Source organism: Microcoleus sp. B13-B6 (assembly GCF_036705405.1).
Taxonomy (GTDB): domain Bacteria; phylum Cyanobacteriota; class Cyanobacteriia; order Cyanobacteriales; family Microcoleaceae; genus Microcoleus.
The window spans coordinates 1-23,573 of record NZ_JAUBUJ010000122.1 but is presented as its reverse complement, the minus strand read 5'-3'; the positions used below and the strand labels follow the sequence as shown (position 1 = coordinate 23,573).

Here is a 23,573-nt window from a genome sequence, read left to right as displayed (position 1 = left end):
GAGCGGAATGAAGCGAAAGTTTCACGTTCCGTTCTGAAGGAGAGGTAGGGGTAGAAATGCCCCTATCGACTCTAACCACTTTTGCAGAGAAAATATGCTGGGACGCAAATAAATGATTGAAGTTGCCTTGCAATACCCGATGTTTGGCCCGGAAATTCAGTGTCCCCACTGTCGCCAAACAATTCCGGCTCTAACGCTCACGGATACCTATTTGTGTCCGCGTCACGGGGCATTTGAGGCAGATCCAAAAACGGGGGAACTGGTTCACCTTCAGTCTGGGCGGCACTGGCGCCGCTGGGAGAATGAATGGTATCGCCAGCACACGCACCCTGACGGGATTCGGTTTGAAATTCACGAAGCGCTCGATCGACTCTATACTCAAGGCTACCGAGCAACTCGCGTGATCGTTGCCCAACGCTATCGGGACTTAATCAGCGCTTATTTGGAACGCAGCACGCCTTGGCGCGGTCAGTCGGACTCGCCGCGGCCGAGGCTGTACGGTTTGCCTGTGGATTTTAGCCCCGATCCTCAAGAGGACCCTTGCTGGGAAGTGATTAATTTTGATTTGGAAAAAGAGCCGGGAGTTCCGATTAGATATCCCTATTTTCGGTTGTTTGAATAAGTGAAGGAAGAAGGAAGAGGGAAGAAGGAAGAAGGAAGAGGGAAGTTCGGCAACGGATTCGCTCCACGGATGTAACGGATGTCAGGAAGAGGGAAGAAGGGTCTATTGCTTTAGCGCTAAAGATGCGACCGTTTTTAATTCCGAATTCCGAATTTACCCTCTCAAATCTCCAATCTAAAACCGGAATTCCTGCTTCCCGTCTAAAATCTAAAATCTAAAATCTAAAATCTAAAATCGAATGCACCACGCCTCGATTCGCACTGCTAACATTCACCGGGCGATCGCCTTTTACGAACAGTTGGGATTTACTGTGAGCGATCGCTTTACCACAGGTTACACCCTAGCCTGTTGGATGGAAGGTCTCAACGGACGCATCGAACTAATTCAAATCCCGGAACCAAAACCCGCACCAGATGCTTTCGGAGACGAGCATTATGTTGGATATTATCATTTATCTTTCGATTTAACTGAGGCGACAACTGACTTGCCTAGTTGGTTGCAGTCTCTGAAACAGCGGTTTGAGGAAGCTGCTAAAGACCAACCAAACCAGTTTCAAGCTTTGAAAGTTTTATTAGAACCGACTCAACAGGCGATCGGGCAAAATGTTTACGAAGTAGCTTTTATTGCCGATACAGACGGTTTGCCCTTAGAGTTTATCCGGCGCATGAATGACTAATTAAGTCAGAAATCCCCAATTCAGAAATCCCATCAGCGTGCATCTGTGTTCATCTGCTGATATCTGCGCTTAAAAAATCCCCATCCCACTAATGTGCTTTAATAAGGAGATAAATTAACCAATAACTTAAGTAGAAGGAAGAAGGAATAATGCTCATAGAGCAAGCTTTTCAACCATCTGCATCTTACATTTGATCACCTAAATTTACTTAATAACCCATAACCATAAGCATAAAAACAAAACCCGCGGGCGCGGGCTTCATCTTCATCCTTATGGTTATTGACACTCCCCTGGCTGAAGCCGAGGGGATTCTTAATTCAGCGACTGACCTTAAAATTTTCTGTCCTTACGGCAATACTTAAACCTTTCAACCGTGGGGATACCACCAATTGACGAGCCTAATTCAGAAGCATCCCAGCGGGTCTATCTCCAAAAGCGTACTAGGATATTTCCCTAGAGTTTGGGTATGCCCTACCCTACTTAACAATTCGAGCGTGAAAAAGTTTATTTGCTGGATTGAAACCTACATTTTCGGTTTCGACTGTTTATAGTGTTTTCGCCGCACTTTGTCCCCCAGTTTATGCCTAAAAGTGTGTCTCATGTCCTGTTTCACTTCGGGCAAGGGAGTTTAACCCTGACTGTTTCAGTTTACCATACTGTCCCGTTTTGTCCAAAGCTTTTTAAGGAAGTTTTTTGAATTTAAAAGATTGGATTTTGGGTTCATGACTGAGGTAAAGAGAACAGGCAGGATAAATCCTGCAACGCCCTTTCATCCCCGGACTGAAGTCACGGGGTTTTCAGGGTATTCCTTATAAATTACGGTTTCAACTACTTACTTTTTAGGAACAAGAGCCTCATTAGCGGTTACGGGAGGGGGAGACGAAGCGGTAGTTCGCAAAAGTGCGATCGCCTGCGCGTAGCAAGGATCATCCTTAGTCGCAACCAACATCGGTTTGTTAGCTAATTTCAGCTTTTGTTCGTCTGTGACTTCGACTTTGACATCGGGAGTAACCCCCTTCTGGCTGATATCCGTACCGTTGGGAGTATAGTAGTGAGCGATCGTCACCGCCAATCCCGAACCGTCAGCCAAAGAATGCACCGACTGCACCAAAGCTTTGCCAAAAGTTTGGCCGCCCATCACAGTTGCGCGCTTGTTGTCCTTCAGAGCACCGGCCAAAATTTCGCTGGCGCTGGCCGAGTTATCGTCCACGAGCACCACCAAAGGCTTGTCAGTGAGCGCAGTGCGATTTGCCTTCATTTCCTGAGAATCGCCCGCGCGATCGACTGTGCGGACGATCGCCCCTGTATCCATCCACATCCGAGCGATATCAATGCTCACTCGCAGCAACCCGCCGGGATTCCCCCGCAAATCCAAAACAAAAGCGTCAGCTTTCTGAGCCGAGAGCTTTTTAATCGCCACCTCCATTTGTTCGCCCGCGTGGGAGCTAAACTCTTGTAAACGGATGTAACCCACATTCTTACCGCCTTCATTCTTGAGGCTGTAGCGAACCGCGGCTACCTCAATTCTCGCCCTAGTCAGAGTGATGTCAAATTCGCTTTTGCCCTCACGAGCAATCCGCAGCGTGACTTTCGTACCTTCGTCGCCCCGAATTACCTGAGCCGCATCCGAGACAGTCATGCCTTTGGTAGTTTTGCCGTCAATCACCAAAATCGTATCGCCCGCTAGAATCCCTGCCTTCAGGGCCGGGGAATTTTCCATCGGCTCGACTACCCTAATCGCTTTCGTTTTCTCGTCTTCTTCCAGCCTCATCCCCACCCCTGTCAGTTCCCCAGAGGTTTGATTCGTCAGCGCTTCGTACTGCTTCGGGTCCATGAAGCGCGTGTACTGGTCGTTTAATTTCTCTAGCGCTTTGCGGAGAGCGGTGTAGGCAGCTTCGCGAGAGGTATAGTTTTTGCTCAACAGTTCTTGGCGGGTCAATTGCCAGTCAGTCTTGTTAAAGCTGCCATCAACATACTCTCGGTTGACAATTTGCCAAGCTTCGTCTAATACAGCTTTGGGGCTATCTTGAAGCTCAGCGCGGACTGATTGACTCAGGCCGGGAACGAGCAAAGATATCGAAGCGGTTGTTGCCATCGCCCCACTGAACAGGGCTGCCTGTAACTTTGAAAAGCGTTTGCGGGCTTGATTCATTGAATTTGGCTCAATTCGATTTTAGATTTTTGATTTGAGATTTTATATTGCTAAAAAATCTCACACTACTACTTAAACTATTGTGTGGAGGCTCCACCATCCCTTTGGACAGTTTAACGAGATTCTTAGTTGATCGCCAACCAATTATTACTCTCTTTCAATAAACTTAATTTAAAACTTGGATTTATAAAGTGCCGTGGAAGCTAAAATCGAACAATTTTCGCGTAAGTGGTTGAGCCTGCTCGTTAATGGAGTTATCGGTCTAGCAGCGCTGGCGGGGGTCGTCGCCATGCAGTCTAGCGGGCAGTTGGGCGGAATGTCCCCAGTTGGCGTTCAGGGGCAAAAGTCGCCCTCTGCAATGTCGGCTGCCAGTTTCAAGCAAGCCGCACAGCAAGAAGCGCAGCAAGAAGCCCTGCGGCTAAAAATGCTCAAAACTATCCCTAGTTTTGGGTTTGACAATTTAATTGCAGATTGGACATTTATCAAATTTTTGCAGTATTTTGGCGACGACGAAGCGCGAGATGTAACGGGCTACAATCTGAGCCAAGATTATTTTGACATAGTTACGCAACGCGACCCGCGGTGGGCTGACATCTACCTGTTTCTTTCCACAGCTATTTCTTTTTATCAGGGAAAGCCTGAAACTGCTGTTCAGTTTATAGAGCGCGGTACTAGCGCTCTTTCCCTTTCGCCACAAATTCATTCCCAATCGTGGATAGTGTGGCGCACTAAAGGTATTGATGAGTTGCTGCTGTTGGGGGATATTCCCGAGTCAATTCACTCTCACGAAATGGCCGCTGATTGGGTGGAAAAAAACCCGTCAGGGGCTTCATTGGCGCAGATGTTTCGAGCCACTGCTGAGTATTTGCGCCGAGATCCCGATAGCGTGCCGGTGCGGTTTAATGCTTGGAGCACGGTTTATGCTCAAACAACTGATAAGTTGGTGCGTCAAAGGGCGAGACAAGCTCTTGTCAAGTTGGGAGCTCAGGTGCAAAAAGATAAGGATGGAAACGAGAGTTTTATTTTGCCGCCTCGAAAGTAAGCAGAAGGAAGAAGGAAGTTCGGCAACGGATTGTGTAACGGATGTAACGGATGTAACGGATATCAGGAAGAAGGAAGAAGGGAAATGCAGTCGCAGTAATAGTTTCAGATATCAAGAATGTCCTAAATGTCAAGGCCGTTGACTGTAATTCCCCAATCTAAAATCTAAAATCTAAAATCTAAAATCAGCTTGAGTTAGTTCGCGCCATTCACCGGGTTTTAGACCTTCCAGACGCAAATGCCCGATCGCACATCTGACCAGCCGCAGCGTCGGAAACCCTACTGCTGCGGTCATCCTGCGGACTTGGCGGTTGCGGCCTTCTGTGAGAGTCATTTCCAGCCAAGCTGTCGGCACGTTTTTGCGAAATCTAATCGGCGGTTCGCGGGGCGGCAAAGCGGGTTCTTCTAACAATAATTGCACTTTTGCCGATCGAGTCCGATAATCTTGAATTGTGACACCTGTCTGCAAAGCAGCGATCGCACTTGCATCAGGAATTCGTTCCACTTGCACCCAGTAAGTGCGGGGATGAGCGAATTTCGGGTCACTGAGGCGGTGCTGAAGGGGCCCATCATCGGTTAGCAGCAACAAACCTTCACTATCGCGATCGAGCCTTCCTACTGCATAAATGTTAGGAATAGGAATATAGTCTTTGAGAGTGCTGCGTTTAGTCTCACTGGAGTTGTCAGTGAATTGAGTTAAAACATCATAAGGTTTGTAAAATAGAATGTAACGATAGGGCATAAGCAATTAACAAAAATGTACTAATATCAATAATCCTGTAGGGGCGGGTTTCACCAACAATAATTGGCTAAAACTCACAATCTCAAAAACCCGCCCCCACCCAACGTCAAACCACTTTCTATCTCTCCTCTGCGCCCTCTGCGCCCTCTGCGGTTCATAAAAAAATAAATCTTGTTAACCAAAGATTCAAACCTGCTCAAAAATCTTCAGCCTTTAAGAGCCTCGCAAATCTCAACTACCCAATTTTACCATGCCCGAAGCCACACACCGCGTTTGCATCGTCTTAGGAACTCGCCCGGAAGCGATTAAACTAGCCCCAGTAATTCAACTCTTCAAAAGTTCGCCCACCTTTGACACCCAAGTAATTTTAACCGGTCAGCACCGAGAAATGGTCGAGCAAGTAATGCAAATGTTCGATCTAAAAGCCGATCGGGATTTAGCAATTATGCAGCACCAGCAAACCTTGACGGATATTACTTCCCGGAGTTTGCAGGGTTTGGAAGCCTTGTTTAAAGAATTGCAGCCCGAAATCGTGTTAGTTCAGGGCGATACAACGACTGCGTTTGCCGCTACTTTGGCTGCTTTTTACCAGAAAATACCCGTAGGTCACGTAGAAGCCGGATTGCGGACAGACGACGTATTCAATCCTTACCCCGAAGAGGCTAACCGACGGTTGATATCTCAACTCACACGCCTGCATTTTGCCCCGACAGCGCTGGCCCAAGAGAATTTAGGGCGATCGGGCGTTTTGGGAGAAATTCACCGTACAGGCAACACAGTAATCGATGCCTTGCTTTCTGTCGCCAAACGCCAACCAGAATGCAACATTCCTAACTTAGATTGGAGCAAATATCGCACTATCTTAGCAACAGTTCACCGCCGCGAAAATTGGGGAGAACCCTTAGCAGGAATTGCTCACGCATTTCTCCAAATCTTAGATAAGTTTCCCGATACAGCCTTGCTCTTACCTCTACACCGAAATCCGACAGTCAGAGAACCTTTAAAAGCTCTTTTAGGCGACCATCCGAGAGTCTTTTTAACCGAACCTTTAGATTACGCAGAATTAGTAGGAGCAATTCAGAGATGTCATTTAATCCTCACAGATTCCGGTGGATTGCAAGAGGAAGCACCTAGTTTGGGCAAGCCCGTTTTAGTATTACGAGAAACCACAGAAAGACCAGAGGCAATTTCTGCGGGTACAGCTAAACTCGTTGGTACTAATTCTGATATAATTACAGCAGCAGCGGCAGAGTTGCTGAGCAATTCCGAAGCATACAACGCAATGGCAATGGCAATTAATCCCTTTGGTGACGGTTTGGCGGCTTCGCGGATTTTGAAAATTGTTGAAGAGTATTTTAGTTAACTACCTCTCGATTATTCGGCGGTTGAAACGGCAATTAAACAAACTTTCGTCCCCGCAGAGGGGGACTAATTGCTGTTAAAAAAAGTCGGTTTCTGCCTCCATTCCCGAATTACCAATCCCCACCGCCACCCCCACTACTAGAGTCGCTACTACTGCTACTGCTGTAGTCGCTACTGCTGCTAATGCTGTAGTCGCTACTGCTACTGCTACTGCTGCTGTAGTCGCCGCCTCCGCAATAATCGCTACTGCTGCTGTAATCGCTACCCCCACCGCCAGCGTTGGAGTCGCCACCGCCAAAGCTACTGCTAATGCTGTAATCGCCACCGGCACCGCCACCGCTGGAGTCGCCACCGCCAAAGCTACCCCCGCAGTCGCTGTTGCTAATGCTGTAGTCGCTGCTATTACTGGTGTAGTAGCCACCGCAATCATCGTTGCTACTGTTACTGCTGTAGTCGCTACTGGTACAGTAATCAATACTGTTACTGCTGTAGTCGCCACCCCCACCGTAATAGTTGTGGCTGTTACTGCTGTAATTGCGATTGTTACTGCTGTAATTGGGACTGTTACTGCCGTGGTTGCGATTGTTACTGCTGTAATTGCGCGGATAACGGCGGTGGCGGTAACGAGATATCCGAGAAAATAAGCTGCGAAATATCCTGAAGATAATGAAGCAAGGTATAAACGCTATGAATGCTATCAATAACAACCCAAGTAAGCCATAGATTAAATTCGATGAATCTTCACTGGTGGATGTACTATTGCTAATAACTGGGGATTGACTTGGTATTGGTGACGGTTTCACCCCTTGATATGGTACGATTGGAGCCAAAGGCAGCGTGGTTTGAGATTGAGCATTTACCGTCGGAGTTTGTAAAACATTTACTAACGCCTTTGTCCCGGCTAATGTGCCCCCGTCAAAGTCCTGCTGTTTAAATCTGGGCGTAATTTCGGTTTCAATAATACCCACTGCTTTAGCATCCGGCAAAATGCTTTGAATGCCAGAACCTGTTTCAATTTGAACGCGGCGTTCCCCCACAGAAATCAACAATAAAACTCCGTTACTTTTACCTTTTTTGCCAATCCCCCAAAAGTTAAATAATTCTGTAGCAAATGCTTTTGGGGTCGCAGATGGTTTAGTATCTGGCACTGTCACAACAGCGATTTCTGAACCATTTTTCGCCTCTAAATCCGAAATCATTTGATTTAGCTGAGTTTCGGTGCTGTCGCTGAGAATGTTTGCCTTATCCGTTACCCAAGTGTTATTTACTTGACGGGGATTCGGTACTTCTTGTACTGTTATAGCTTGGCTTGTTAGGGGAAATGCAATTGCCGAAAAGCATAGCAAACTGGTCCAGATTATTTGTTTATTGCTAAATTGTAACTGCATCGCTTCAGTCTCCTGAATAACTGCTAGTCTGAAATTGACATATATCTGTCCGCCTAATTACAATTAAATAACCAGCTTACTGTCACGTCAATTCATATTATTCAGAAATTGGATTCATAAAAATCATAATTTTAGGTGCGCCATAAGGAATGAGAATTAAATAACTTCCACAATAACAATTAAAATTGTAAGTTATTTAATTCGCGATCCTAAGCACCTTACATTTATAGTCATGGACGCACGGGTGGCGAGAAACCGGGTTTTTAACCAAAATAATTGCTGAAACCCCTCAATTCCGGTTCAAAAACCCGGTTTCTTAGTTGGCGAGTGCTAACTAATTTAGATATTTTTAAGGAGAGGGAAGTTGTGGCTGAAAATTGCTGCTACCTTTATAACCGGATAAAATAGCCAGTTTTTCCAAAGATTGCCTGCCCGTGTAATATTTTCCACGAATTTCCCAAGTGGGATAAGCTTTAATATTGGCAGCTTTGCACAAATCGGGTTGAGCATCTTTGCCTCTGGGATCGCACTCAATGTAAGTAATGGCGGTAAATGCTTCTTTGCCGAAAAGTTCTTGTTGCGTGTGACAGTGAGGACACCAGTAAGCACCGTACATTCTAGCTTTGATGGTCTGCAAATGGGTTGCTAAAGCTATTTGATCCGGCACAGATTCGCTGCGAATAGGTGGCGCTTCTTGTTCGGTAACAGGCTGTGCGAAAGGGGGAGGAGGAGGGAGGGTTTGTGCTAATTTTTGAGTGGGTTTGTTGCTGAAACTGAACTGTGCAATTCTTCCGTCTGCTTTGGTAGTGACGAAAATCCCCAAAGTCAGAAAAATGCCGATCGCACAAAAGTTGAATTTGCTTACTCTCATCTTGGATTTCATCTTGAATTTACTAGGATTTCGCGAGCTTGATTCATAGCCTCTACAGCATTGTTTACCACAAAGATGTTAAATTGTGCTAAACCTTTAAAAAAAAGTTTACTTTCGGCGCTGTGATTTAACAAAATAACTTGTTTGTTAGCTTTGAGGGCGAGGGTAATTTCCGAAGCAGTGCCCGTGCCCATACCGCAGGCAATTATTACATCTGAAGAAAGAACGTTAATGTTATTTCTGGCGTTTCCCATATCGGTGACAATGGCAATATCTACAGCTTCAGAAATGCCGCGAGTGTCATTTCCTGGAAGGATGCCCACTGTTAAACCGTTAGCTGATTTTGCTCCTTTGTTGGCGGCATCCATGACGCCAACATTTCTACCGCCAGTTAGCAATATCCATCCTGCTTCGGCGATGAGTTGTCCGAGTTGATAGGCGTTTTCTAAGTCGGTTGATGTGGCACTATCGCCAGGGCCCATGATGCCAATGATGATTTTTTTCATAGTTTTGGAGTGAATATGGTGTTATTAATACTTGATAGTTTTTGAGCACTATATACAAATGTATGTTATCAGATAAATAGTGGTTTCCTCAAAACAGTTGGTGAGCAAAATAACTTCCTGAAGTTTCCTAGTATTTTTACAATGTATGCTGATTTAACATTAACAAGTGAGAGATAACATGAGTGTCGCCCCCAACCCGGAAACAAAGCTGATGGAAAAAATCCGTAGTTTACCGCCGGATAAAATTACGGTATTAGAAGATTTTATGGATTTCCTTTTAACGCGAAGTGAAGATCGTCTTCTCGTTTATACTGCAACTCAACTCTCAGAAGCAGTTTTTGCTAAAATTTGGGATAACCCAGAGGACGCGGAGTATGATGAGTTATAATTTTGGTGAGGTGGTTTTAGTTCCGTTTCCTTTTACAGATCAAACTACCAATAAAAAACGTCTCGCAGTTGTTATTAGTTCTGACGTTTATAATGCAGAATATCCCGATCGCATTCTGATGGGTATCACGAGTCAAGTTAGCAGTAGTCCGAAAGTCGGTGATATTGTCATAACAGATTGGCGATCGGCTGGTCTTTTAAAAGCTTCTATGATTAAGCCAGTTATTATTACGACAATTGAGAAGCAACCGATCCCCAAAAAATTGGGAAGGCTTCAAGATGTATATCTCCAATCTCTGAAAGAGGGAGCTATCGGAATTATAGGTGATAATTGAGCGAGAGCCTTTCTGAATAATGCTTAGAAAGAACTATCGCCTGTATTAATGTTCTCAACATTTATTTCTCAACATCTATATAACTACTGACTGTTGAGAAGTATTTGTAACCGTTTTTGTTGAATTTGTCGATGATCTTCGTCTAATTTTGCAATAACTTCTTCTAATTTGCAACCTAATTCTTCCATTTCCAAGCGACTGCGACGTAAGTTAGCGAGGAGTCGTCGATCGACATCTGGATGTGGCATATATCCTGGTTCGTTCATCATAATCTCCACTCAATCTTAATTTCTTGAATGCTGCGTTCCCAGGCGGGAAGTCTGGCTTGGGTATAAGCAATTACTTCTGTCATTAATCTTAGCATATCAGAAGTTGCTGTTGGTTGTGCATTAGCCAAGCGTCGTTGCAATAGGGAAAACTGGGAAAACCGCTCATCGGCTTGCTGTGCGACACTTTTTAGCTGATCTAAATAGTCAATTGTTCTGTCTGTTTCTCCAAATTGCTCAAATAGAGTGTATTCAGCTTCTGTAGCATCGTCGATAATATCCAATAATTGCCGTTTTAGGCTCCAGATGGTTTCGGCAATTTCTATGGGCAGTTTTGCCATGTTTACTTGTGTGAGATGTACCGTATAGATTTTAGGCTAACAGCGTACCAGAAATGACTAAGGCAGGCCGCGTTTTGCGTATTTCTGTTCCTACTGACGGATCGAATCTAGCTATCGGGATGCTTCCCAGTCGGTAATCGCTTGAGCTTGCCATTCCTCATCCCATCCTAAATCTAATTCGTCAATTAGCTTGCAAGCTTCTGCTAAAGCTTGGTTTTCTTGTTGTTTTCGCCATTGTTTTAAGAGAGCTTCTATCAAAGCACGCTTGGTTGGGCGCTTTTTGATTGACGTATGTGAGTAATTCATCTGGCAAGCTGATAGAGATGTCGCTCATTGGCTAATCAGAATAGTATTTTGCGCTCATTTTAGCAATTATTGGCTGAAATGACAATCTTTTGTTATTTGAATGCAAAATAAGAGCGATCGCCATGATTGATGAATGATGAGCGAGATCCTTTTTGAGTCTGGTCGATCGAGGGCGATCTATCTTCCCAATTTTTTATTACAAAATTACAGGTTGTGTGAGGCTTAACAAAAAATGGCAAAATCTGCCATAATAGATAACGAGTTAAATGAGGTAAGTAATACCAGTGACAAGCATGAATATTTCTCTACCTGACTCAATGCGAACTTATATAGAAGAACAGGTAGCCCAAGGGTGTTATAGTACAGCTAGCGAGTATTTTCGTGAGTTAATTCGCCAAGACCAAAAACGCAAAGCTTCAGAACGTTTGGAAGCGATGTTATTAGAGGGTTTGGAATCGGGAAATCCTACCGCGATGACGGAGGAAGATTGGATGGAGATTCGTCAAGCTGTGCGATCGCGTATTTCCCAGAATCAGGGGTTGCAGGAATAAAAAAGACCTCGATCCAAAAACGTCCGCAAATTATCGGCGATTTGATTGAATTAGCCACTTACATGGCGGAAGATAATATGGATGCTTCCGATCGCTTTCTTGTCGGGACGGAAGAAACGTTTAAACAATTAGCCCAAACGCCAAAAATTGGAAAACACTGTATTTATCTCCTTTTATGAACTGAGTGCTAAAGGTTGTTTGACCAATTGTTCGACAACTAGCGATCGACAAACAGCTTCAATTTTGTTATTTCCACCAATTTCAAATAACAGATGCAGCCACTCATTAGGAGAAAGGGATAGATTTTCTAACCAAGGAGAAGGAGTAACTTGTCCCCAGCCGACGATTGTGCCGAGGTTCGCAGGCTTTTGATTTAACTGATCGGGATTTGGGTTGAGTTGTACATCAAGTCGAATGCAGGTTTTGAGGATAATGTTTAAAAATTGGTCATTTGTAGCAACTTCAGAAGTAGAATTAGTTGAATTGATCTGCCAATAGTAGTTGAGATTGAGGACATAATCATAGGGAAATTGCCACCCCATCGATAGCAATTCTGATTCGGTAAAATCGTATTGTTGCCAAATTTGTTGAAAGTTCATAATCTGACGAATAAATGGGATTAAGGGAGCAGAATAAAGTGGGTGTCTCCACGACTTCCAGGTTTTCCTGATGCGTTTAGGGGTTGTTCTGCGGGTGCACCTCCTCCTGGGCCATTGTAAACACGAGCATAGGATGAACCATCAGGTTGAGTCATAATTCTGACACTGTATTGAGTGTCTGGGCTTGTCCAAATTGTACCCGCACCGCTTTTTGAACCTCCTCTAGCTGGAGTGAATATCCAACTCGAAGCAGTAAGTTCTGTTTCGAGGGTAGTTTTATCGATTCCACTGACAAGGAAATTGAGAACATCTGTGACTGTTAGGATGTTACCTGATGACATAGTTCAGGGAAGTTGGGTTTTGGATGGGGTGCATCAGCACTGGTAGGAGCGATCGCCATTTTGATTATAAAACGGGCGATCGCCCTTCTGAATTATTAGAAAGGGCGATCGTTCTTTTTTGACCGCAGATGGACGCAGATTAACGCGGATGCAGGAAGGGATCTCGCTCTTTTGATTCATAAAGCTTAAAAAAATCGACATTAATTTTTAACTTCCTGAAAAATTTTATAATATTCGCAAATTATTTCAATAAAAATATCCCCTTCCAACCGAAAATGACTCAAAGCAGATAAATCTAGATTAGGAGGAAAATTGAAAGGATAGGACAGGGAAGATAAGAAAGTTTCAGCATTTTCTTCAAGCTTTCTGAGTTCGACTTCTCCTACCCAAAAACAGTAATTTTCATCATCGGAATTGATGGGGCGAGAAATCACTAGGTGAAGAATGCGATCGAACTCGATCGCTACATCTCCCACTTCGGGCCCAAAGGTGAAGTCTAAACGCAAGCCAAGATTTTGAGGGCGGAGTGAAACTCCTACTAAATCGGCACTTTTTAAGTCTTCTAAAAAGGTTTTGAGGTTGAGTGCGATCGCGGTTGTCATAGAATCACTTTTTCTCCGGTATTATGTGTCTTAGCCCCTGGTTCAAATTTTATTTGATTTCCATCTCTATTGTATCTACGACGGTAAGTTTTGCCCTCCGTCCCGCGTATATGAGGCCCTGTACGGACTATTTCACCATTTGGTCTAATATTAATTATACTACCATCTGGGTGTTCAAAGCTTTGATAGCCACCTTTTGTGCTGGTTTGAAATTGGAAGCCGTAACTCTCCAGTATGGCGATCGCTTCTGATAAGGTTTGTCCTGTCAAATCGGGAAGTTGTTGTGCGGCGGGATTCATTGGTTGTGAATGGGAAAGATTTTGAGCGATCGCCATTTTGATTATAAAACGGGCGATCGCCATGATTGATTATAAAACGGGCGAGATCCCTTCTGAATTATTAGAAAGGGATCTCGCCATGATTGATGAATTAAGAGCGAGCTCCCTTTTGGTCTAATATGAATGATAATGACCTTAACTAAGCATGACACCTCAACAGAAGTTTGAAATTATCTTTACACGGCCAGTATTCCAGCATCTTGCAGCGATCGACCGGAAGTATTATTCATTAATCCGCACTACAATAGAGGAGCAGTTAAGCTATGAACCAGAGGTAGAAACGCGCAACCGCAAACCGCTAGTGGAACCTTCCGAATTAGGTGCTACTTGGGAGTTGCGATTTGGGCCGAGTAATCGGTTCCGGGTGTTTTACGAGACTAACCTTGATACCTATGAGGTTTATATCTTGGGAATTGGGGTAAAAGTTGGCAATCAGTTATTTATAGGAACAGAGCAGACTGAATCATGAAAATAGTTTCTTTAGCTGAAATTATAGCAAAATTTGCTGATTACTTGAATGCCGATCGCGGAGAGCCAATTTTAATTACTGAAAATGGTCAACCAGTAGCGGCAATGACTTTAATTAAAGATCCTGAAGCTCTGGAGCGTTTCTTGTTGGCTAACAATCCAAAATTCAATCAAATTTTGGACAAATCTCGGCAAAGTTTGAAAGAAGAGGGAGGAGTGAAGTCGGAGGATTTCTGGAATTTAGTGGATGAATGAGCTTTGTTGGAGACTCAAAAAGAGTAAATTTAAGAGAGAACGATCGCCCTTCTGAATTATTAGAAAGGACGATCGATCTTTTTTAACCGCAGATGGACGCTGATTAACGCGGATGCAGGAAGGGCGATCGCTCGTTGGATGAATTATGGGCGATCACCTTTGTGAATTTGGTGCAGAAAGGGCGATCGCTCTTGTTTGGGGAAAGGGTGATCGCTCTGATAACACTTAACTGCAAATTTTCATTCTCAATCGCCCTAAGTGTTGTAACCTGAACTGGATGAAGACGAATAATTACTACTTGGAGTATTAGTAATTGTCCCAGAAATAGGAACAGTAAAAGATATGTTTGTGTCAAACGGCTTGGCTAGCCCCTGATTTTGAAGAGTCATCATATAGTTAAAAGCTATATCTCCAAATAGGTCGCCTGGATCAATTTCAAATCGATCCTTGATCAGGTAGGTTATATTAGCAGAATAGCGAATATCAGTGTCCCCATCTCCATCTACATCTACTTTCTGACTAATGCTGTCTGAAAAACTAGCACTGGTACCTCGTGTTCCTCCATACGCCCAAAATAGAGGATATCCATCTAAGGGGTTGAAGCTAAAACTGTTGCGGCGAACCAAGTCAGACGGTGTACCTTGAGAATTGATTTTCAAATACTCTTCCAAGTGATTAATAGCCTGACTTTGAAATTCTTTGAATTGATTAGTTTGCTTGACTTGTTCTATGACCCCTGGTGGATTATTAAAAGCTCCGCCTTCATTTCGTATAAACTTGTGGATAAATTCAATAGCTGTAGAACTACTAAATACACTCCCAGAAATCAACTTACTCAAAGGATTATTCGCTAAATTTTTAGCATCCTGTAAGGCTTTACTACTCTCAGTTTCAAGTTTCAACTGGGGAACATTGTTTTCTAAACCTGGAAGCACAATGAAGGATTTAAGAGGTTCAAGATTAATGGATGAATTCCCTGATTTTGAGAAGTTCAATATGTTTTTATTGACATCTGTAAAATTAGGCCTTGTTACGCCTAGCTGACTGCCAATATTAAGGGGTGTCTTCGGTACTGGTGTCCCTTCTTTGTAAGCCACCGCCTTACTGCCATTCCAGTAAACGTTACCGTGCTCAAAGTATTGAATGATATTCCCATTCCCCAAGCCCTTTTCCTCACTCGTTGGAGCACCTAACCAGCCTTCCAATCCACCTGTATTCCTGTATGTTTGACGGATGCCTCCGTAAAGCGGGAATGTTCCATTTGCACTGCTGACGATCGACCCATTCTCAAATAGCTGATAGCTCGCACCATTAGAGTTGGTGACATCTGAAATGGGATTGCCCAATGTCCCTTGATAATTCTGGAAAACAGGATAGAAATTGCCACCTATTGTGTACCCGTTGAGAGAAATTGAATTAGGCGCCGGCTGCACGGGATTGTCAATTGGTGGCTGCACGGGATTGTCAATTGGTGGCTGTACGGGATTGTCAATTGGTGGCTGTACGGGATTGTCAATTGGCGGTTGTACGGAATTGTCAATCGGCGGCTGCACGGGATTGTCAATCGGCGGTGTAGATGGGATATCTTGGACATTGGTGACGTACAAACCAGATACAAAACCGCTACCATCTGCCAGGTGATACCAGACATCACTGCTACCTTCACCATTAGGATCGTTGATTAATTCACCTTGAGTCTGGTAGTCAAATTCCAGTTGTGTCCCAGGACTGACTTTACCGACAGAAGCACTGGAAGTATCAGCAGTGGGACGAATATTAACACCACCGTTAATCTGGACAGCAATTTTACCCCCATCCGTTACACCACTCAAATTAACCGCCCGTTCCCAAGGCGTAACTTGTCCATCTAAACCCCAAGTTGTCGGGTTCGAGAAAGGTGTCGGAATATAAACTTGCGGCGTTGTCTCCTTCGCCACTTGCACAGCTTTATTCAAATTCACCACCCCAAAACCCGTTTCTTCATCCCATCCGGGCTCCTTCAAATCGATCGCACTTCCGGTCAAAACGTCAATCACTTGGGTAGGATTCAAATCGGGATTACTCTCCCAAACCTTAGACGCCATCCCCGCCGCTTTGGCCGCGGCAACAGAAGTTCCCGCCATCGTGCCTAAATCATCGCCAACTGTCGATAAAGTCGGATTGTCGATCGCACCTCCGGGCACTAAAATATCCAAACCATAGCCATAGCTGGAATAATCCGATCGCCCAAATCCATCAGATGAACCAACCGTGATAATATTCTCAAACTCCTGGGAAGATTGACCCAAAACAGACATCACACCGCCGTCATTACCAGCCGCTACAACTAACAGCACTCCATTCTGACGCGCATTTTCTAATGCCGCACGTTCTCGGTTCGTAAATTCGTAACGAGTGGTAATGCTTCCATCAGCATTCTTTTGAGTTAAATCGAGGGGAAGAAGTGCGATCGCATTCTTCTTCTTTTGTGCTTTCGCCTCACCCACAAAATCAGTTAAAGCTAAATCCCATTCCCCAGAACCAATTGCCCGACTTAGGTACACATTGGCTTTATCGTTGTAGCCATCAATGCCTTTATCGTTGCCTTGAATCGCACTCACTAAACCCCAGCTAAATGTGCCGTGTTCGTTACCAGTGCCAGCAGTAAACAAAGGATTGCTATCTTTGTCAATGCGATCGCGCCCCATAGTCACTTTAGAGTAATCCAAATCGGGATTGTTCGTCGCAAACCCAGTATCGATGATACCGATAAAGGCGCGATTTTCTGGCGGCGAACTAATCGGTAATACGGTTTCAATAGGCGGTTCCGGGTCGATCGGCTGCGACATATCGTCGATCGGCTCAAGTCCAACTAGAGGCGGTTCCGGGGCGATCGTAGGCGGTTGCACCGGTGGTGTTGGAGGGGTCGGCACCGTTGCTACAGGTGGCGTTGTCGCAACAGGCGGCGTTGCCACAGGCACCGTTGCTACAGGCGGCGTTGTCTCAATCGGTGGCGCTACAGCCACAGGTGGTTTTGTCTCCACAGGTGGCGTTGTCTCCACAGGTGGCGTTTCCACAGGAGGCGCGACAGCAACCGGCGGTTTTGTCTCCACAGGTGGCGTTTCCACAGGAGGCGCGACAGCAATCGGCGGTTTTGTTTCCACAGGCGGCGTTTCCACAGGAGGCGCTACAGCCACAGGTGGTTTTGTCTCCACAGGTGGCGTTTCCACAGGAGGCGCGACAGCCACAGGCGGTTTTGTCTCCACAGGCGGTGTTTCCACAGGAGGCGCGACAGCAACCGGCGGTTTTGTCTCCACAGGTGGCGTTTCCACAGGAGGCGCGACAGCCACAGGCGGTTTTGTCTCCACAGGCGGCGTTTCCACAGGAGGCGTGACAGCAACCGGCGGTTTTGGATCAATCGGTGGCGTTTCCACAGGAGGCGCGACAGCAACCGGCGGTTTTGGATCAATCGGTGGCGTTTCCACAGGAGGCGTGACAGCTACCGGGGGTTTTGTCTCCACAGGTGGCGTTTCCACAGGAGGCGCGACAGCTACCGGCTGCTTTGATTTGACATAATCGATCAATTTCTTGCCGCCATCAAGTTTAGTCCAATCCTTACTTGGATCGATAACTTTGTCGATCGACACTGCTTTGCCCGTCGCACCTGTTAAATTGAAAACCAAATCGTTATAATCTTTATCTGAACCAGTATCAACCCGCTGATCTTCCATCGCAAATGCCTTGCCATTGCCAGTGACATCTGCTACTTGACCGTACAACCAAGCATCATCTGGATTAGTGCTAGATAATGATAGCAGCGGGCGTTTGTCACCGCCGGCACCGGGATTCTTAAACACATCTTGCACCGTACCATTTGGCACCAGCATCACCGCAAAAGCCTCTCCCGGTTTCATCGGAAATGTTTTCGCGCCGCTGTACTGCCCTTCGTTATAATTTCCCTCTCCTAAACTGCCATTAAATAGTGGATTTGCACCTTCTGTGGGGTCAGAAATTACTACGTGACCAAAGGTAGAATTGGTCAGGGATCGTCTTGCTGCTTCTTTGATAAATTCCTGAGAACCAGGGGTAAATTTCTCCATTCCCACCACGCTGAAAATGGCAACTTCACCTTTATAATTGCCGCCGTCGTGCAGCCAGTCAAAGCCAACTTGTCCCGTTGAATCTGTAGCGAAAAAGCCGGAGTCAACCCCTAAACCTGTCAGCGGGTCAACTTTGCCGTCTGGAGTTAAACTAACTTGATAATTGGTATCGCGGGAGGGTGCAGAAATTTTGAGTGCATAATTGGTTGCACCCAAATTATCGATGCTAAAAGTCCCCGAATTTGTGCCGTTGGTTTCGATGTCTTTGACGACTTTTCCCTGGCTGTCGAGGAGTTGCATCCCGACAATGGAACTAAATCCTTCAGCCGTAACTCGAAAGCTGCCTGTATTCAGCCGATTAAAACGATAGGTGTCTGTGGGGTCAGTTTTACCTGCGAAGTCGATGGAGAAATAGTTGTCGTTCAGATTGCCGATCGATATATTAGACATGATGCACCTCGATTAATTCGATAACTTTGGGCTGATATTTATCTATCTGAAGTGCGTCGGAGTTTTTATGCGTTTTGTAATATAACTTCACAAAGAGTGTGGGGTTAACTCGCTGAACTTCCATCGCTACTTATTTATCTGGAGTAAGTTTTAGTTTTTATGCAAAGTTTCAGTCTTTGTAACATAACTTTACACAAACTACCGGGAATCAAGGTTTTACATCCACCTCACACTCAGGGAGATGGATATAATTGCGATTGGCTGATGCCTGTTCTCCCTATTGTGGTAAAATCTGATGGTGAGAAGACCTTTGCGGAATTTGGTATTTTCTCATGCCTCCGGGGTCGCCTGCTGCTTGATTAAGAACTAACAAAAAAAACACCGCGAATAAAATTGTCTCCCAACCAAAAGGTGCCGGCTTCGGTTCTTCTTTGGGTTGATCTGTAACAGACTCGACGTTGACTTTGATGTCGAGTTTGCCCTCAATGACTTTGCCTTTGAAAAGTCCATCGCTGGCAACACCCTTAAATCGCATTGGATTAGTTTGTTCTCCTGACATTGTGGTTATCCTTGTGTTGGTAGATTATGAAAAAACAAAATTCAATGAAGGGCGTGATCCTTTCTAAATCTGGCGTATAAATGGCGCCAGATTCAGACAATCAGGAATCAGCCCGACATAAAATCAGAATTTTTTTGAGCAATGTGTCGGCCAATTCCTTGGATTTTGGACAATCCCGTCCTTTTCCAAAAAGAGTAAATAGTCTGTGTCTTGATATTTAACTGTCGGGCGATGACTGCTATTTTTTCGGGCGACTGCTGCAAAAACAATCTTTGAACAAGAATTTGACAGTTGCAGTCGGGACGGTTTCGAGGATGACATTTCCGAAGTTCGTATTCTGGATCTCGCCTGATGTATTGTACTATCTTCCATGCTAAAGCTTGTTTTTCTTGTCTCTCAATCCTTTCGATTTCCACCTCCAAGCCATCTAAAGAATCATTGTAAAATCCGCTGCGTTCTAAAACGTCTAAATCTAAGGACAGCTCTTGTTGATTTTTGGTAATATGTAAATCGTGAATTCGATACCTGAGATGAGCGTTAACCCAAGTCGTCAGACTGGCTTGAATCGGAGAACGTCGGGGATGAAACTTGTGGAGGTTTTTGTCTAACCATTCCCAAGTTTTATTAACTGCTTCATAATAATAGGGATGAGAACTTTTTGACAATTTTGGAATACGTTGCAGTTGCCGCAACAATCGATCCATCAATTCTCGACGCTGCGAACTATCCGGTGATTCCGAGCAAATTGCTAGAATTAGCTTACATAACCGCTCATCTTGAGGAGTGCGATCGGAATATTGTTCCAGTGCCAACCTCAATTTATCTATGCGATCCATAATCACCCTCCTCAAAGAAGTGTATGCAAATCGAACTGAATTAAAAATTTTCTCAAAAGCCAGTCAAGGACGGGCTTTTTGACTTACCCCACTTACAATAAAGGATTAAATTAACCCAAGCAAATTTTTCCAAGGTGGCTGAAACCTTGGTATACTCGCGGTTAGCAGCTTGGGAAAGCATAAACCTTGCAATTTAACCTTGGGAGTCCCAAGGTTTGTCAAACCTTTTTCTGGATTCGCTCATGCAGAACAATAGTGGTCGGAATCTTAACTGGAAGAAAGGTAAAGAGAGTGCAAAGCTATTAATTGAAGTTTTACACTGCTTTACTGACGGGGATTTGGAAAAATTTAATAATTGTGAAAGCCTTCAAAAATATATCAATACTCGTTGGGAAGGAACTGATCTGTGGGTGAAAAAGACAAGGCTACAGGATCTGGTTGAGCTGACACAGAAATGGGGTAAAACCTTAGACAAAGAGCAAATCCGCAATGCCCTTCACTGTCTGAAACAATTGAACATCATGGAAGACCAGCGGGGCGTAACGAATTCCAAAACAATTACTGGTTCGGACAAATGGTGTTTTGTTCTGAAGTTTCACTCTCGATGTAAGGAAGAAAATCGGGATTGGCTATTTGGAAAAGAAGAGACACAGGGAGAATGGGAACGCCGGAAAGTCAAACAGCCAGAGGTTCTTAAATCCCGCCCTATTCAAGATCCAATAACCCCTTTAGGTTTGGCGAAGGATGCTAACAATCGGGGGTTTAACTTAAAACAAGCTGGCGAATTAGTTGAAGCTAGAAAAGAATTCGAGCTCGCTATTAAAATCAACCCTGATAATGGAGCAAGTTACTATACTCTGGGAGTGATGTATGAGGAAGCCGGGAAAGTTGATTGGGCGATGAAACTGTATCAGGATGCAGCATTCCGCGGCTTTGCTGCTGCTTATTGCAATTTGGCCCGTTTGTACATTCTTGAATATAAAGATTTTCATAAATCTGTTGAAAAAATCGGACATGGTTTAAAGCTGGTGGAAACCGAGAAAGTTGAGGATGACAAAATAGTCAAAGCTGGGTTGTTAACCTATCTTGCTTGGGCTTGGAAGGAACAAGGACGCTATGAAGAAGCTTTGGTTAAGTTGCAAGAGGCTGTTAAACTAGATAGCGTTCGGGGTTTAACTTATGGCATTATGGCTCAAGTGCAAGAAAATCTGGGGAATGATGCAGAAGTTGTGAAAGCTTGGAAAAAAGTTCTGGAATATGCTAAGTCGGATGAGCGAGATGAAGATGTTTACATTGGTAAGGCTCGTCAGCGTCTGAAGCAATTAGGTGGCTCTACTTAAATATAAAATGCGTGAAGCGTAGCTATCCCGTAGGGAATCGCGCGGTGAGATACCCGACTTCTTTAAGAATTCGGGTATCGGGTAATTGTGTTTTTTAGGTGGATTTACTTAAGTGCGATCGCACTTATTTGAGATTTAGCCTTAATCAAGGACATGGGTATTCATTGCCATGTCGATCGATACAAATTCGGGGTATCATGTTATTGTTATTCATGGCTGACCCAAAAGCTATCCGAGCGATTGAAGCGCCTGAAACTGCTGCTAATACCAAAGCTATGTGGCCGAGTGCGATCGAGCAAATGAGGAGGGGTGAAATCAAGACTTTGCAATTCATACTCTTGTCTCCAAGTCAATTTTTTGAACAAAGGACAACTGAGTTAGGCCTAACTGCTGTCTACATACCCACTCTATAAATGTCTGATTCCAACATGGAACCCAACAATCCAAAACAAGTTGGGGAATTAAGTTGGAAAGGTTAAAAAGACCTCTCCTAATAGACTGCTGTACGTGAAGTCTGTTACTCAACCTTAAAGAGCGTTGCTAAAATGACCAAAATATCAAATCCCCCTTGCCTGGAATGTCAGGAAGCAGAACAGAGAGAGAATCTCGATATTAACTGTATTTTAAATAAACTCAAATCAGTAAAACAAAGCCAACTTTCTTCTCGGGAAATTTCCTATTTATGTTTGTGTTTATGTTTGTTGTCAAGGTATGAAAAAGCTTTTAGAATGGTTAAATATAAAACGCCGACAATAGAAGAACTCAAGAGCAAAGATCCCGAAATTAGTCAAAAGGGTGAAAATCTGAGTGCAGATATGTCAAAGACAGTACACCTGTATATTAAACAAATGATGGGCATAGATGAAGAAAAACGCTTGCCACCTTGGTCTAAAGTTTGCTCATTTATGCGCGATACTGGATGTAAAAAAAATCAGCAATCACCTCAAGTAGAAATACAAAGGTGTATGTTCATTGCCAGAGTCAAAGGTAATAAAATATCTGACATTGAAATGCAAAATAACTTAAAAAAACTTGGGATTGAAGTAGAAACTATAGAGATACTAAGAAATGAATAAGGAAAATGATAAAAATCAGCAACAAGAAGAAATGAGTAGCAGCACTTTGTTTGTTTTCATAGGCTCTCAGGAAGATTTTTACCGGATTATGAGTCTGTTTGAAGAGGATAAACTGAGTGAGTTACTGGGGATAGAAGTGCTGGATGTAGGAGGTATTGTTGAATCTCAACTGGTAGCACAACCAAAAGTAATAAATTTAAGCCAATGGTTCCAGAATAATTTTGTTGAAGCTATTCAGGAAGCATGGCTGACAGTAGAAGAAGTTTTGGGTAAGAACATACGGAATCCAGCATTTAGATCGCAAGCCGTAAAACGAGCTAAATTAATTAAATTAGCCGAAATTACAGTAGCTTTAATTCTTGATATAGCACCAGCCGAAAACCAAGAAATCAGCACAATATTAGGAGTCTATCCTATTGGCAGTCAAACTTATCTGCCAGAAAACCTTAAGCTGGATGTGTATGAATCAGAAGAAACTTTAGTAGAACTTCAAGCACCATTACAGAGTGAAGGAATGATACAAGAATTATTTTTATTGCCAGGAGAAGCATTTCGGATAGAAGTTTCTTTGGGTGATTTCAAGCAAATAGAAGATTTTATTTTATTTCCAACAAGGTAGGCGATAAAAATGTCAGGTGTAAAGTTGGTTTTCTTAAAAATTAATAATGGCAATTTTGACCAAGGGTTTAAAGTTAACTTGCGAATTTACCAAGCAGGAAATTCTGCTTTTTTAGAAGCTGATGGCAGATTTCCTGCAGCACCAAAGATTCCTGAAATATATCAAAGTTGGCAGAAAAAATATTTACGCATGGACTGGTGTTTTCGAGCCAGGAAGGGAGAAACTATCAACGATGTTGGCAAGGTTCCCGAAGATTGTCGCCAATCATCTCAAAAATTAAGAGAAAGCATTAAAGAGTGGTTGAGAAAGTCTGATGATAGCGAGTTTCAAAAAATCAGGGAAACACTTATAGGAGAATTAGATAGAAGAGACGAAATTAGGGTATTCATTCGTAAGGATTCAGGTCAAAAAAACTTAAGTGGCGGCATCTGGTAAAATAAAGGAATGAAAAAGCCCACAGCCACC

Annotated in this window: 32 protein-coding genes; 14 read left to right on the top strand and 18 right to left on the bottom strand. The window is 44.0% G+C overall.

Annotation, left to right across the window (positions count from 1 at the left end; genetic code table 11):
* Positions 1-112: 112 nt before the first annotated feature.
* Positions 113-622 (top strand): TIGR02652 family protein, encoded by a 510-nt coding sequence (locus QUB35_RS34270; RefSeq protein WP_333106288.1) that lies wholly within the window; start codon positions 113-115, stop codon positions 620-622.
* A 238-nt stretch (positions 623-860) separates the two neighbouring features.
* Positions 861-1,298, top strand: a complete 438-nt coding sequence (locus QUB35_RS34265; RefSeq protein ID WP_333146752.1) for a VOC family protein — start codon at positions 861-863, stop codon at positions 1,296-1,298.
* 832 nt (positions 1,299-2,130) lie between these two features.
* Here the strand turns inward: QUB35_RS34265 and ctpB are convergent.
* A complete protein-coding gene (gene ctpB, locus QUB35_RS34260) occupies positions 2,131-3,450 on the bottom strand; it encodes a carboxyl-terminal processing protease CtpB (RefSeq protein WP_333146750.1) in 1,320 nt (439 codons plus the stop codon).
* Between the two features lie 196 nt (positions 3,451-3,646).
* On the opposite strand from ctpB, the gene QUB35_RS34255 reads away from it, so the two are divergent.
* Both QUB35_RS34255 and QUB35_RS34250 read left to right on the top strand, forming a co-directional pair.
* A complete protein-coding gene (locus tag QUB35_RS34255; protein ID WP_333146748.1) occupies positions 3,647-4,492 on the top strand; it encodes a hypothetical protein in 846 nt (281 codons plus the stop codon).
* Entirely contained in the window at positions 4,455-4,634 is a 180-nt protein-coding gene (locus QUB35_RS34250; RefSeq protein ID WP_333146755.1) for a hypothetical protein, read from the top strand. Before QUB35_RS34255 ends, QUB35_RS34250 begins: the two co-directional genes overlap by 38 nt.
* A gap of 29 nt (positions 4,635-4,663) precedes the next feature.
* Here QUB35_RS34250 and QUB35_RS34245 read toward each other — a convergent pair whose 3' ends face one another.
* On the bottom strand, positions 4,664-5,233 hold the full coding sequence (locus tag QUB35_RS34245) for an rRNA large subunit pseudouridine synthase E (protein WP_333146746.1): 570 nt from the start codon (positions 5,231-5,233) through the stop codon (positions 4,664-4,666).
* Positions 5,234-5,483: 250 nt separating this feature from the next.
* Here QUB35_RS34245 and wecB point away from each other — a divergent pair, with 250 nt between their 5' ends.
* Positions 5,484-6,596: a non-hydrolyzing UDP-N-acetylglucosamine 2-epimerase gene (gene wecB, locus QUB35_RS34240; RefSeq protein ID WP_333146744.1), complete on the top strand. Its 1,113-nt coding sequence runs from the start codon at positions 5,484-5,486 to the stop codon at positions 6,594-6,596.
* A gap of 109 nt (positions 6,597-6,705) precedes the next feature.
* Here the strand turns inward: wecB and QUB35_RS34235 are convergent, their stop codons facing one another.
* The 3 genes from QUB35_RS34235 to QUB35_RS34225 all read right to left on the bottom strand — a co-directional run bounded on the left by QUB35_RS34235 (position 6,706) and on the right by QUB35_RS34225 (position 9,360).
* Entirely contained in the window at positions 6,706-7,983 is a 1,278-nt protein-coding gene (locus QUB35_RS34235; protein ID WP_333146743.1) for a TPM domain-containing protein, read from the bottom strand.
* 349 nt (positions 7,984-8,332) lie between these two features.
* On the bottom strand, positions 8,333-8,854 hold the full coding sequence (locus QUB35_RS34230) for a hypothetical protein (protein WP_333146741.1): 522 nt from the start codon (positions 8,852-8,854) through the stop codon (positions 8,333-8,335).
* An 8-nt stretch (positions 8,855-8,862) separates the two neighbouring features.
* On the bottom strand, positions 8,863-9,360 hold the full coding sequence (locus QUB35_RS34225) for a TIGR00725 family protein (protein ID WP_333146739.1): 498 nt from the start codon (positions 9,358-9,360) through the stop codon (positions 8,863-8,865).
* A gap of 178 nt (positions 9,361-9,538) precedes the next feature.
* Here QUB35_RS34225 and QUB35_RS34220 point away from each other — a divergent pair, with 178 nt between their 5' ends.
* Together QUB35_RS34220 and QUB35_RS34215 are read left to right on the top strand one after the other, a co-directional pair.
* Complete coding sequence (locus QUB35_RS34220; protein WP_333106305.1) at positions 9,539-9,748, top strand: toxin-antitoxin system, antitoxin component, Xre family protein; 210 nt, start codon at positions 9,539-9,541, stop codon at positions 9,746-9,748.
* Complete coding sequence (locus QUB35_RS34215) at positions 9,735-10,082, top strand: type II toxin-antitoxin system PemK/MazF family toxin (RefSeq protein ID WP_333146737.1); 348 nt, start codon at positions 9,735-9,737, stop codon at positions 10,080-10,082. Before QUB35_RS34220 ends, QUB35_RS34215 begins: the two co-directional genes overlap by 14 nt.
* Before the next feature lie 83 nt (positions 10,083-10,165).
* On the opposite strand, the gene QUB35_RS34210 is transcribed toward QUB35_RS34215, so the two are convergent.
* From QUB35_RS34210 to QUB35_RS34195, 4 genes are read right to left on the bottom strand one after another with little or no spacing between them, the layout of a single operon-like run.
* The gene (locus QUB35_RS34210) at positions 10,166-10,351 is read right to left on the bottom strand and encodes a hypothetical protein (RefSeq protein ID WP_333106308.1); all 186 of its coding nucleotides are present in this window, start codon (positions 10,349-10,351) and stop codon (positions 10,166-10,168) included.
* On the bottom strand, positions 10,348-10,689 hold the full coding sequence (locus QUB35_RS34205; RefSeq protein WP_333146735.1) for a hypothetical protein: 342 nt from the start codon (positions 10,687-10,689) through the stop codon (positions 10,348-10,350). Before QUB35_RS34205 ends, QUB35_RS34210 begins: the two co-directional genes overlap by 4 nt.
* A gap of 31 nt (positions 10,690-10,720) precedes the next feature.
* On the bottom strand, positions 10,721-10,843 hold the full coding sequence (locus QUB35_RS34200) for a type II toxin-antitoxin system PemK/MazF family toxin (RefSeq protein ID WP_333146733.1): 123 nt from the start codon (positions 10,841-10,843) through the stop codon (positions 10,721-10,723).
* A complete protein-coding gene (locus QUB35_RS34195; protein ID WP_333146730.1) occupies positions 10,801-10,995 on the bottom strand; it encodes a hypothetical protein in 195 nt (64 codons plus the stop codon). Before QUB35_RS34195 ends, QUB35_RS34200 begins: the two co-directional genes overlap by 43 nt.
* A gap of 293 nt (positions 10,996-11,288) precedes the next feature.
* Between QUB35_RS34195 and QUB35_RS34190 the strand changes: the two genes are divergently transcribed.
* Entirely contained in the window at positions 11,289-11,546 is a 258-nt protein-coding gene (locus QUB35_RS34190; protein ID WP_333146728.1) for a type II toxin-antitoxin system ParD family antitoxin, read from the top strand.
* Between the two features lie 173 nt (positions 11,547-11,719).
* Here the strand turns inward: QUB35_RS34190 and QUB35_RS34185 are convergent, their stop codons facing one another.
* The 5 genes from QUB35_RS34185 to QUB35_RS34165 are packed head-to-tail and all read right to left on the bottom strand — an operon-like array spanning position 11,720 to position 13,450.
* Positions 11,720-12,145 carry a hypothetical protein gene (locus QUB35_RS34185; RefSeq protein WP_333146726.1) on the bottom strand — a complete coding sequence of 142 codons (426 nt, stop codon included), beginning with the start codon at positions 12,143-12,145 and terminating at the stop codon, positions 11,720-11,722.
* Positions 12,146-12,165: 20 nt separating this feature from the next.
* Positions 12,166-12,486, bottom strand: a complete 321-nt coding sequence (locus QUB35_RS34180; RefSeq protein WP_333146724.1) for a hypothetical protein — start codon at positions 12,484-12,486, stop codon at positions 12,166-12,168.
* Between the two features lie 33 nt (positions 12,487-12,519).
* The gene (locus QUB35_RS34175; protein ID WP_333146722.1) at positions 12,520-12,687 is read right to left on the bottom strand and encodes a hypothetical protein; all 168 of its coding nucleotides are present in this window, start codon (positions 12,685-12,687) and stop codon (positions 12,520-12,522) included.
* The gene (locus QUB35_RS34170; protein ID WP_333146720.1) at positions 12,687-13,088 is read right to left on the bottom strand and encodes a hypothetical protein; all 402 of its coding nucleotides are present in this window, start codon (positions 13,086-13,088) and stop codon (positions 12,687-12,689) included. Before QUB35_RS34170 ends, QUB35_RS34175 begins: the two co-directional genes overlap by 1 nt.
* Complete coding sequence (locus QUB35_RS34165; RefSeq protein WP_333146717.1) at positions 13,085-13,450, bottom strand: PASTA domain-containing protein; 366 nt, start codon at positions 13,448-13,450, stop codon at positions 13,085-13,087. The genes QUB35_RS34170 and QUB35_RS34165 overlap by 4 nt, the downstream gene beginning before the upstream one ends.
* Positions 13,451-13,571: 121 nt before the next feature.
* On the opposite strand from QUB35_RS34165, the gene QUB35_RS34160 reads away from it, so the two are divergent.
* On the top strand, positions 13,572-13,895 hold the full coding sequence (locus QUB35_RS34160) for an addiction module toxin RelE (protein ID WP_333146715.1): 324 nt from the start codon (positions 13,572-13,574) through the stop codon (positions 13,893-13,895).
* Positions 13,892-14,149, top strand: coding sequence for a type II toxin-antitoxin system Phd/YefM family antitoxin (locus QUB35_RS34155; RefSeq protein WP_333146713.1), 258 nt, complete (start codon positions 13,892-13,894; stop codon positions 14,147-14,149). The genes QUB35_RS34160 and QUB35_RS34155 overlap by 4 nt, the downstream gene beginning before the upstream one ends.
* 254 nt (positions 14,150-14,403) lie before the next feature.
* On the opposite strand, the gene QUB35_RS34150 is transcribed toward QUB35_RS34155, so the two are convergent.
* The 3 genes from QUB35_RS34150 to QUB35_RS34140 all read right to left on the bottom strand — a co-directional run bounded on the left by QUB35_RS34150 (position 14,404) and on the right by QUB35_RS34140 (position 20,073).
* Positions 14,404-18,678 (bottom strand): S8 family serine peptidase, encoded by a 4,275-nt coding sequence (locus QUB35_RS34150; protein ID WP_333146711.1) that lies wholly within the window; start codon positions 18,676-18,678, stop codon positions 14,404-14,406.
* Positions 18,679-18,955: 277 nt separating this feature from the next.
* Positions 18,956-19,237, bottom strand: a complete 282-nt coding sequence (locus QUB35_RS34145) for a hypothetical protein (protein ID WP_333146709.1) — start codon at positions 19,235-19,237, stop codon at positions 18,956-18,958.
* 107 nt (positions 19,238-19,344) lie between these two features.
* A complete protein-coding gene (locus QUB35_RS34140; RefSeq protein WP_333146706.1) occupies positions 19,345-20,073 on the bottom strand; it encodes a hypothetical protein in 729 nt (242 codons plus the stop codon).
* A 242-nt stretch (positions 20,074-20,315) separates the two neighbouring features.
* Here QUB35_RS34140 and QUB35_RS34135 point away from each other — a divergent pair, with 242 nt between their 5' ends.
* Entirely contained in the window at positions 20,316-21,413 is a 1,098-nt protein-coding gene (locus QUB35_RS34135) for a tetratricopeptide repeat protein (protein ID WP_333146704.1), read from the top strand.
* A gap of 145 nt (positions 21,414-21,558) precedes the next feature.
* Here QUB35_RS34135 and QUB35_RS34130 read toward each other — a convergent pair whose 3' ends face one another.
* Entirely contained in the window at positions 21,559-21,747 is a 189-nt protein-coding gene (locus QUB35_RS34130; protein WP_333146701.1) for a hypothetical protein, read from the bottom strand.
* A gap of 211 nt (positions 21,748-21,958) precedes the next feature.
* Here QUB35_RS34130 and QUB35_RS34125 point away from each other — a divergent pair, with 211 nt between their 5' ends.
* Genes QUB35_RS34125 through QUB35_RS34115 form a run of 3 tightly spaced genes read left to right on the top strand, consistent with a single transcriptional unit; the run spans position 21,959 to position 23,543 of the window.
* Positions 21,959-22,489, top strand: coding sequence for a hypothetical protein (locus QUB35_RS34125; RefSeq protein WP_333146699.1), 531 nt, complete (start codon positions 21,959-21,961; stop codon positions 22,487-22,489).
* Positions 22,482-23,108, top strand: coding sequence for a DUF1822 family protein (locus tag QUB35_RS34120; RefSeq protein WP_333146697.1), 627 nt, complete (start codon positions 22,482-22,484; stop codon positions 23,106-23,108). Before QUB35_RS34125 ends, QUB35_RS34120 begins: the two co-directional genes overlap by 8 nt.
* Positions 23,109-23,117: 9 nt before the next feature.
* Positions 23,118-23,543: a hypothetical protein gene (locus tag QUB35_RS34115; RefSeq protein ID WP_333146695.1), complete on the top strand. Its 426-nt coding sequence runs from the start codon at positions 23,118-23,120 to the stop codon at positions 23,541-23,543.
* The last annotated feature ends 30 nt before the right edge of the window (positions 23,544-23,573 follow it).